The 10,260-nt window shown below is 64.9% G+C and carries 4 protein-coding genes; all 4 read left to right on the top strand.

Annotation, left to right across the window (positions count from 1 at the left end; genetic code table 11):
* Positions 1-2 precede the first annotated feature (2 nt).
* The 4 genes from GLA29479_RS09750 (at position 3) to GLA29479_RS09735 (ending at position 9,272) form a co-directional block, all read left to right on the top strand.
* On the top strand, positions 3-1,691 hold the full coding sequence (locus GLA29479_RS09750) for an OmpA family protein (RefSeq protein ID WP_169795639.1): 1,689 nt from the start codon (positions 3-5) through the stop codon (positions 1,689-1,691).
* Between the two features lie 17 nt (positions 1,692-1,708).
* A complete protein-coding gene (locus GLA29479_RS09745; RefSeq protein WP_144436438.1) occupies positions 1,709-2,851 on the top strand; it encodes a hypothetical protein in 1,143 nt (380 codons plus the stop codon).
* Positions 2,760-5,399, top strand: a complete 2,640-nt coding sequence (locus GLA29479_RS09740; protein WP_057971457.1) for a BamA/TamA family outer membrane protein — start codon at positions 2,760-2,762, stop codon at positions 5,397-5,399. Before GLA29479_RS09745 ends, GLA29479_RS09740 begins: the two co-directional genes overlap by 92 nt.
* A gap of 453 nt (positions 5,400-5,852) precedes the next feature.
* Positions 5,853-9,272, top strand: coding sequence for a CshA/CshB family fibrillar adhesin-related protein (locus tag GLA29479_RS09735; RefSeq protein ID WP_057916780.1), 3,420 nt, complete (start codon positions 5,853-5,855; stop codon positions 9,270-9,272).
* Positions 9,273-10,260 lie beyond the last annotated feature (988 nt).

Here is a 10,260-nt window from a genome sequence, read left to right as displayed (position 1 = left end):
ATGTGAAGATCGGCGACCTGGTCCGCTACACGGTCACGGTCGAGAACACCGGTACCGTCGATGCGATCGATGCGACCCTGGTCGATACGCCGCCTGCGGGCTTCACCTTCGTCGACGGTTCGCTGTCGGTCGCCGATCGCGACGGCGTCGGTCGCCTGGTCGGTACCTATCCGATCCAGGTCGACCAGGTCGACATCGCCGCCGGTGAGCGCGCGACGTTCACCTACCTGCTGCGGGTCGGCGCCGGCGTGCGCGCGGGCATCCACTCCAACAGCGCGCTGATGCGCGACAACGGCAAGATCGTCTCCAACGTGGCCACCGCCGAAGTGCAGCTGATCGCCGATCCGTTGCTCGACCACGCCCTGATCCTGGGCACGGTGTTCGACGACCGCGACGGCGACGGTTGGCAGGACAGCGCGGCGATCGACGACGCGCGGGTCCAGGGCGGCTTCGCTGCCGACGCTTACGTGCCGAACTCGACTACGGTCGATCGCGGCACCGGTCCGAAGGCGGAACCGGACGCGAGCTCGCCGATGCTGCACGGCATCGTGTTGGGCAGCATCTCGGCCCGTCAGTCCGACGCCGATCCGGTCGACACGCACCGCGTGGTGATCAGCCAGCGCCTGAAGGAGTTGAGCTTCACCGACGACTTCGCGCTGACCACCAAGCAGGGCGTGACGGTGCGGATGGATGCGGCCGGTACCACCCGGATCGAGCGCAGCGGCGACGCGGCCAAGAACCTCAGTGGCGCGGCCCCGACGGTGGAACGTCGGGTCAGCCCGACCGAAGGCGGCTACGTGGTCGACTACATCGTCCGCAACACCGGTGTCGACGAACGCGGTATCCCGGGCGTGCGTATCGCCTCGATCGAGGGTTTGTTGATGGAGACCGACCAGTACGGCCGCTATCACCTCGAGGGCGTGGACGTGGGCACCCTGGAACGCGGCCGCAATTTCATCCTCAAGGTCGATCCGTCGACCCTGCCGCCGGGCAGCGTGTTCACCACCGACAACCCGCTGACGCGCCGCGTCACCCCGGGCCTGCCGGTCCGCTTCGACTGGGGCGTCAAGCTGCCGGCCGGGCTGATCGAAGGCGGTGAGGAGCAGATCGAGATGGAACTGGGCGAAGTGTTCTTCGCCCCGGGCAGCGCCGAGGTGCGTGCGCAGTACCTGCCGGCGATCGAGAAGATGGCCGCGCAGATCAAGCAACACCGCGGCGGCGAAGTGGTGATCAGCGCCAACGGCGATGGCGAGTCGCTGGCGTTCGATCGGGCTTCGGCGGTCAAGGCCGAGTTGGTCAAGCAATTGCCGGCCGACGTGCTGCAGGCGCTGAAGGTCAGCGTGCGCGGCAACGCCGACGACCCGGGTTCGCTGATCGTCGGCCTGGGCGAAGGCGGTGCGCTGCTGGGCACGGTGTTGTTCGACACCAACAAGGAGACCATCCGTCCGGAGTTCGAGCCGCTGCTGGATAAGGTCGCGGCTGCGCTGGAGCGCATGCACGGCGGCGTCATCGCGATCGTCGGCCACACCGACGTGCGCGCTTCGTACCAATACAACACTGCGCTCGGCATGCGACGCGCCAAGGCCGTCTACGACGCGTTGGCCCAACGACTGAGCCCCGAAGTGCGCGCCAAGGTGCGAGTCGAGTCGAGTAACGATCCGACCGCCCCTGTCGACGTGAAGCGGAATTGAGGGGGCGGATCATGAAGATGAAGATGAAATTGCTGGACTACACCCTGATCAGCTTGCTGGCGGGCGCAGCCCCGTTGGCGACTGCGCAGGAGTCCACCAAAGAGGCCGCCGCCCAGACCGAAGGGCCTGCCGAAGCCGTGAAGTGCACGGAAGACGCGTGCAGCGGCGAAGACGGCTTGCTGTTCAAGCTGCGTACGCGCAGCTACAGCAAGCCGGTCACCGAGGGCACGACGGCGAAATCCTCGTCGGAAGCCCTGCAGCCGGACCGCCGCGTGTCGGTGGCGCTGGAGCAGCCGGGCAAGGCGGTGGCGATCGGCAAGTGGTCGGTCAGCCTGCCCAACGGCGGGGTGATCTGGGCGACCGAGGATCCCACCCTCGGCCGTCCGGAGATGAACATCAGCGGCACCAGCCTGGTCTCGTTCGACGGCACCAAGGTGCTCAAGCCGGTGCGCTTCTATGCGTACAACAACTATGCCTCGTTCATCCAGCGCGCCGAAGTGTTGATCTACCGCGCCAGCGACACCGACCTGGTCGATCCCTTGGCCAAGGTCGAGTTGCCGGTCGGGGCGATCAGCGAGGCCGAATGGGACGGCACCCTGCCGGCCGGCTACGAAGCGCGTGCCGGCGACGAACTGCTGTACCTGGTGCGTGCCTACGGCGCCGACGGCAGCGTCGACGAGACCTATCCGCAACGCATGCAACTGGTGCGGCCGGAAGAGGCCGAACGCGGCCTGCAGACCATGCGCAACGCCATGGAGCGCAAGCAGGGCACCTCGCTCGGCATCGAAGAGGCGCAACGCAACAGCCTGACCGAAGCCGTGTTCGGCAGCAGCACCCTGCGCCAGCAGAACATCGGCATCTACGGCTCGCGCATCCGTATCCAGGGCCGCAACATTCCCGAGAACTACTCGGTCACCATCAACGGGCGCAATTTCCCGGTCGACCTGGAACGCAAGCTGGTCGCCGAATACCTCGAGCCGATCGGCCGCCACGAGTACGACCTGCGCCTGAAGGGCGAGGGCGGCGAGATCGAGCACCAAGCTCGACATCGACGTCAGCGGGCGCTACATGTTCGCCGTCGCGATCGCCGATGTGACCGCCTCCAAGGGCAGCACCTCCGGTTCGATCGAGCCGTTGGCCGGCGACGAGCATTTCGATAAGAGCTTTCTGCTCGAAGGCCGCCTGGGCTTCTATCTGAAGGGCAAGATCAAGGGCAAGTACCTGGTCACCGCCCAGGCCGACACGCGCGAACGCGAGGTCAGCCAGTTGTTCAACGGCTTCTGGAAGGCCGACCCGCAGGACATCTTCCGCCGCCTCGATCCGGACCTGTACTACCCGGTCTACGGCGACGACTCGACCACCTACCGCGACGTCGACACCATGGGCCGCTTGTACGTCCGCGTCGACTGGGACAAGAGCCAGGCGCTGTGGGGCAACTTCGAGACCGGCATCACCGGCACCGAATACGGCCAATACAGCCGTTCGCTGTACGGCGGTGCGCTCAATTGGCGCAGCCGCCGCAGCACCGTGCTCGGCGAGCCGGGCAGCGAACTGCGGGTGTTCGGTTCCGAGGCGCAGACCGCGCCCGGCCATAACGAGTTCATCGGCACCGGCGGCAGCCTGTACTACCTCAAGCACACCGACGTGCTGCCCGGCTCGGACAAGATCGTGCTGGAAGTGCGCGATGCGACGACCGGCCGGGTCGAGAACCGGGTCGACCTGGTGCGCGGCGCCGACTACGAGATCGACGAGATGCAGGGCCGCATCCTGCTGACCCGTCCGCTGGCGCAGGTGACCCGCGAGAACATCCCGACCCTGACCCGCGACACGCCCCTGGACGGCTTCACCCAGGTGCTGCTGGTCGACTACGAGTTCATTCCGAACGGCTTCGACGCCGACTCGGTCACCGCCGGTTTCCGCGGCAAGCACTGGTTCGGCGACCACGTCGCGCTGGGCGCGACCTATGTCGACGAAAACCGCGCCGGCGACGACTACACCTTGAAGGGGGCGGACCTGACCCTGCAGGCCGGTCGCGGCACCTACCTGAAGCTGGAGCAGAGCCAGACCGAGTCGACCAGTTCGCCGATCTTCTTCTCCGACAACGGCGGCCTGAGCTTCAACGAAATCAACTCCGGGCTCGACCAGCGCAAGGGCACGGCGCGCTCGGTGGAAGCGCGCGCCAACTTCAAGGAACTGGGCTGGACGAATCTGGACTGGTCGGCCGGCGCCTGGTGGCGTCGCGTCGATCCGGGCTTCTCGATCTCGCGCTACGACCTGGGCCAGGAGGTTCAGGAGCACGGGTTCGAGGTGCTGGGCCAGTTCAATCCGGCCTTCAACATCTACGGCCGCTACAGCCGCGCCGAACGCGGCAGCGAATCGCTGACCCAGGCGCAGTTGACCGGCGAATGGCGGATCAGCGACTCGACCACCTGGGCCGCGGAAATCCGTCGCGTCGAAGAAAACCGCGCCACCCTCGACGCCGCCGGCGTGTTGGGCGCCCTGCAGTACAAGCGCCGCTTCGGCAGCAGCTTCGATCTGTACGGCACCGCCCAGGTCACCCTGGACGACGACAACGGCCGCTACGCCGACAACGACGCCTTCACCCTGGGCGGCAAGTACGTGTTCGGCAACCTGTCGAGCGTCGGCGCCGAGCTGACCACCGGCGACCGCGGCGACGCGGCGCAGATCAACGCCGAGTACCGCATCCAGCCCGACCACACGGTCTACGGCAGCTACACCTACTCGACCGATCGCACCGATTTCGACCCGCTGTTCAACAACCGCCTCAACTCGGGTTGGACCCTCGGCCAGCGCTGGCGCTTGTCGAACCAGGTCAGCATGTACAACGAGAGCCAATTCCTGAAGGCGCCGAACGAATCCGGTCTGGCCCACACCTACGGCATGGATTTCTATCCGAGCCAGGGCTGGAACCTGGGCTTCACCTTGCAGAGCGCACGCCTGGACAAGGAGATCGGCGAAGTCGATCGCCGTGCGGTCAGCCTCAGCGGCGGCCACACCTCGGCCGCGACGCAGTGGCAGAGCAAGCTGGAATGGCGCGAGGACACCGGTGCGGAGCGTCGCGAGCAGTGGGTCACCACCAACAACCTGACCCACAAGATCAACGAAAGCTTCCGTATCGCCGCACGCTTCAACTACTCCAAGACCACCGACCAGATCAACGCCGAGGCCGGCGCCAAGTTCATCGAAGGCAACGTCGGTTTCGCCTGGCGGCCGTGGAACAGCACCAAGTACGCGCTGCTGGGCAAGTACACGTATCTGTACGACGTGTCGGCGCTGCCGCAGATCGGCGACAACGTGGCGTTCTACGATCAGCGCAGCCAGATCCTGTCGCTGGAAGGCATCTACAACCCGAACCACCACTGGGAATTCGCCGGCAAGCTGGCGCGTCGCGAAGGCGAAGTGCGTTACGGCCGTCTCGAGGGGCAGTGGGCCGATTCGGCGACCACCTTCGCCGCGGTGCAGACCCGCTACGAGTTCGCCGAAACCTGGCATGCGCTGGCCGAGTACCGCTGGCTGGGCGTGAAGGACGGCGGCGATCGCCAAGGCTTCCTGATCGGCGTCGACCGCGACATCGGCCGCAACTTCCGCGTCGGTGTGGGCTACAACTTCACCGAGTTCAGCGACGACCTGACCAACTTCGATTACGACCACAAGGGTTGGTTCTTGAATCTGGTCGGTACGTACTGATCGCTCGATGCACAGTGCGAGCAGCTTGAGAAATCAAAGGCCGGAAGTTGGCGCTGTCGGTGTCCGTGGAGGTCCGCGCTCAGTCCATCAAGGACTAGGGATTCGACGTCCGCCACCGAGTTCGGTGTGCGGATTCGATGTCGAGGGCAGTCGCTGACGGGGACGGACCCAGGCTGGGTTGGTCGCTAGCCGAGGGCGGTGGCCATGGCTGCCGGCCGGAGGCGTTGCAGAGAAGATTCCGGGTGAAAAATTCGTAGCCTGCGGATGTCGTAGCGAGATCCCTCGCGGATGGTCGGGAGCGAACCATAAATCCCCGCGCATGCGCCTGGAGATCCAGGGCGGAGCAGGTGCACCGAAGTACTGTCAGGGCTGGGCCGGCGATGCAGCGTCGTGGGCGCGCCGATTCAATCGCAGTCGTGACCGAACCTTCGCAGGCGGTCCATGGAGAAGGAAATGAAATCCATCGTCACCAAGCTCCTCGCTCTGATGGCGGCCGTTCTCGGTATGTTGGCTGCGGGACCGGCGACGGCCCAATACGCGACGGGCGGAAGCGGTCAGTATCGAAACCAGATCCTGTGGTTCGACTGGGGCGTCAGCGGCACCGCCATTCCCCAGGTAGGCACCTCGGTCGTCAATACGATCACCATTTCCGGTACGCCGCTGGTGATTACTTGCACCTTGAGCGGCATCAGCGGCAGCGGAGCCGATCCCGACCTGCAGATCTATCGCCCTGGCGGCTATTTCGAAGACGGCCTGGACGATCTGTACAACGTCGGCGGCACGGGCGGGTCCAACACGATGGACATCGGTCTGATCAATCGTGTCGACGGTACCCTGACCACGTTCACCTACAGCTGCTCGGCTTTGCTGGGCGGTAGTCCCTATGTACTGGACGGCCTGGTGTTCGCCGATGCGGAGACCACCAGCGTCACCGAAGCGATACGTACGACGCTGCCTGCGGGCGCCACGATGCGCGTGATCGAGCGCAATCGCGCCGCGGGTTGCACGACCGGTTACAACGTCAACGTGACCGGTACGACCTATGCGTTTTCTTCGCTGGCGCCGAATAGTTGTTCGCCGGCCAACCCCGCCCCGATGGGGGTGTACTTCATCGACAACGCCACGACGGCGACACTCACGCTTCAAGCGGGCGGCCTCCAGGCGGTGGCCTTGGGCGTGATGCTCAACGTGGCCGACTACGGCGATGCGCCGAGCAGTTACGGTACGGCAGGGCACTTGCCCCAATACAACTGGAGCGGCGGCACGCTTCCGGCCGGCAATACCGACATATTCTCCGCGGGCTTCTCGCTCGCAACCCTCGTGCAGCCGACAACCGCCTTGCTCGGAAGCCGAGTCGATGTCGAGAATCCGGCCTGGGCCGGGGCCGGGGCGTCGCTCGACGACGGCAACGGCGCCGCCAATGACGAGGATGGCGTCAACGTATCGGCATTGGCCCCGCTGTCGGTCAGCCTGCGGACGCTTTCGTATTCGGTGCCGGTGGCCTGCGTCGGCACGGGCTTCATCGCAGGGTGGATCGATTTCGACCGCAATGGCGTATTCGATGCCGACGAACGATCGGCGACGGTGAGCTGCAGCGGCGGCAGTGCGACGCTGGCTTGGACGGTGAGCTCGGACACCAGCGCCGGCCAGTCCTATCTGCGCGTACGCACCGCGGCCAGTGCCGCGCTCATTGCCGGCCCCACCGGCATCGCCGGTTCGGGCGAAGCCGAGGACTACGCGCTGACGATTCTCGATCAGCCCAGCTTCGGTACCTGCGATGCGCGCATGTGGCTCGAACAGTCGCCGGGCGCGCCGACGCCGACCACGCTGTACCAGATCAATACCAGCGTCAATCCGCTGGTGTTCAACGCGGTGGGAACCGCCGCCTCGGTGTACAACGCGGTGGGTTATAACCCCAGCGACAACTATCAATACGGTTTGATCACCAATCCCGCCGGCAACACCCTGGTGCGCGTTGGCGCCGACGGCAGCACGGCGATACTGGGAGCGGTGACCGGATTGCCTTCGGGGGTCTACATCAGCGGCGCCTTCGGCACCGCCGGCAACATTCTCTACGTCAAGAGCAACGTCGCCGCCGGCACCGTGATGTACGCCGTCAACATCACCACCTTGGTGGCGACGCCGATCACCCTGAGTTCGGCGATCAACATCGCCGACTGGGCCTGGGTTGGCGGTCTGCTGTACAGCGTGACGAACAGCGGCCAACTGGTGTCGGTCAATCCGACCACCGGTGCGGTCACCAACATCGGCGTGCCGAACGGTTTGCCGGCGGGCTTCTTCGGCGCGATCTATGGTGCGCCCAATGGCTTGTACGGTTCGGGTAATAACCCGCCCAGTGGTTTCTATCAGTTCGATCTCAGTACCGGTGCGGCGACCCTGATCAGCGGCGCGCCGGGCTCGAGTTCCAACGACGGTTCCAATTGTCCGACCGCGAACATCACTTTCGGCGCCGACCTGGCATTGACCAAGACCAACACGCCGGGCGTCAACGGCGAGGTCGACCAGGCCAACGACACCTATACGCCAGGCACGAACGTCGTCTATACGATCGTGGTCAGCAACAGCGGGCCGTTCGGCGCCCAGAATGCGACGGTCGCCGATCCGTTGCCGGCCGGCATCACCGCCGCGAGTTGGACCTGCACGGGCACGGCCGGCGGTGTCTGCACCGCAAGCGGCAGCGGCGCCATCAACGACGCCACCGTCGACCTGCCGGTCGGCGGTTCGGTGACTTATTTGTTGACCCTGACGGTGCCGGCGAACTTCACCGGTGCGCTGACCAATACGGCCACGGTTACCGCCGGTGCCGGTACCAGCGAAGCCAACACCGCCAACAATCAGGCCACCGATTCGGACGTGTCGGCGGCGCGGTTGACGATCGCGAAGATCAGCCTCGGCGGTGTCGGCAGTTTCGGCTTCACAGGCAGCAACGGCGTGGTGCCGCAGACCTTGACCACCACGGTGGCCGGCACGCCGGTAAGCGGCGCGGTCCAGACGTTGACCGCGCTCGGAGCGGTGACCGCGGTGACCGAAGCAGCGGTCGCCGGTTTCACCCTGACCGACATCAGCTGCACCGGGCTGGCCGCGGGAGGCAGCGCGGCGGCGGACCTGGGCAATCGAACGGTGACGCTCGATGCTGCGGCCACTGCGGCCGGGGCGAACATCGTATGCACCTTCACCAACAGCAGGCAGCCGGTGCTGCGACTGCAGAAAGTTTTGCCGCTCGGGCGCTTCGTCGGCAGCGACCAGTTTGCGCTGACGATCGGCGGTGCAGGGGGGCCAGTCAGCGTGACCACGACCGGCACGACCAATACGCCAGTCGAGATCGCGATCCTCGACCCGGCCACGCTGGCGACTGTCTACACCCTGTCCGAAGCGGGCGCAGCCGGCGCCACCCTGGCCAACTACGTCACGACCTACGCCTGCACCAATGCATCGGCCGGCGGACAAACCCCGAGCGGCAGCGGCAGCAGTTTCAACGTGACGCCGGTGGCAGGCGACGACCTGACTTGCACGCTGAGCAATACGCGCAATCCGCTGGCTGACTTGATCATCACCAAGACCAATACGCCGGGCGTCGGTCCCAGCGACCAAGCCGGCGACACCGTGACCCGAGGCGCGACCACGGTCTACACCATCGCGGTGACCAACAACGGGCCGGATACGGTTACGGGCGCCGTGCTGAGTGATCCCGCTGCAGGTCGCAGCGGTCTGACCTGCACCGCGCCGCCGAGCTGCAGTGGAGCAGCCTGTCCGGCGGGTCTGACCTTGGCTCAGCTGGAGGCTGGCGTCGCCTTGGGGGCGCTCGCCAATGGAGCCTCGGTGGTCGTGACTCTGACCTGCACGGTCAACTGAGCCAGCGGTATATCGGCGCCGCCGGCTCGCCGGCGGCGTATCCGTTGCCGGCGATCGCATAATCCTGGCTCACATGCCGGGTATTCGCTGGTCCATAGCGATCGGCGCGCACCGCCTCGATCGATATCGGGCGATGCATTTATGTGCTCGATCTTCTGAGGCCCCTGGCGTCCGACACGGGCTTCGCGGGCGATGCCACAACTTTCTTTTCACACGCCTCGATGGCTCTCGCCTCGGGAATGAATCGCGCTGTGCGTTTTCATTCGCACGACCCTGCGAAACGCTGATCGGTATCGGGCGAAAGACAAGTTTGGGCAGGGGTTCCATTCAAAAACCCGATTCAGTGTCATGTGGCTGACATTTACCGTCAATTACCGCCCCAAAGCGTGGGTCTAGGGGGGCGGGGACGAGGCGGAGCCTGCACGTAGCTGGCACGAAGAGCGCTTTCTGTGGCGATGTAAACAGTTTCATCGCGAAGTTAGCGAAACTTTGCCGAATACGGTCAAAAAACGTGACGGTCGGCACAGAATTTGCATCGCTATGCCTAAGAGGCCATCGGCGCGACAGGACGTCCGGCGAGGGCGGAGTCATATGGCGAGGCGAAAGTCCGGTGCGTAGTGGATTCCTCTCATGGAGATTCCGGCTCGGCGCTTTTATCTTGATGCGCCAGCGTGCGTTGTATGGGGAGCAAGCGATCGAGATATTCGCGAGCGTTGGCTCTATTCGCCGTCCACGCCCTGGCTGGTCGGGTTCTACATGAAAAGCGAAGCAGCGCGTCCCCGGTCTTATGTTTCAGGTGCAATTAATTTGTGCGGGTTATTGGCGGCGTGGCCGGGTCGAAATGCGTGCAGGCGATCGGCGTCGAAGATAATTGCGGGTAATAACGGCAGGGAGTCGTTGCACATATCAAATTTTCATTTCGGTTCAGGTCATATTGAACGCACGCTTCGAACATTCGTGTCGTGCACATGGTGTGCACCGAACAGCA

This window comes from Lysobacter antibioticus, assembly GCF_001442535.1.
GTDB classification, from domain to species: domain Bacteria; phylum Pseudomonadota; class Gammaproteobacteria; order Xanthomonadales; family Xanthomonadaceae; genus Lysobacter; species Lysobacter antibioticus.
The sequence above is the reverse complement of the archived record's forward strand: the minus strand, read 5'-3'. Positions and strand labels throughout refer to the sequence as shown.

Excerpts from the sequence above, each read along its gene's own strand:
- GLA29479_RS09735 (WP_057916780.1), top strand. The coding sequence starts at position 5,853 with ATGAAATCCATCGTCACCAAGCTCCTCGCTCTGATGGCGGCCGTTCTC.
- GLA29479_RS09745 (WP_144436438.1), top strand. The coding sequence starts at position 1,709 with ATGAAGATGAAATTGCTGGACTACACCCTGATCAGCTTGCTGGCGGGC.
- GLA29479_RS09740 (WP_057971457.1), top strand. The coding sequence starts at position 2,760 with ATGTTCGCCGTCGCGATCGCCGATGTGACCGCCTCCAAGGGCAGCACC.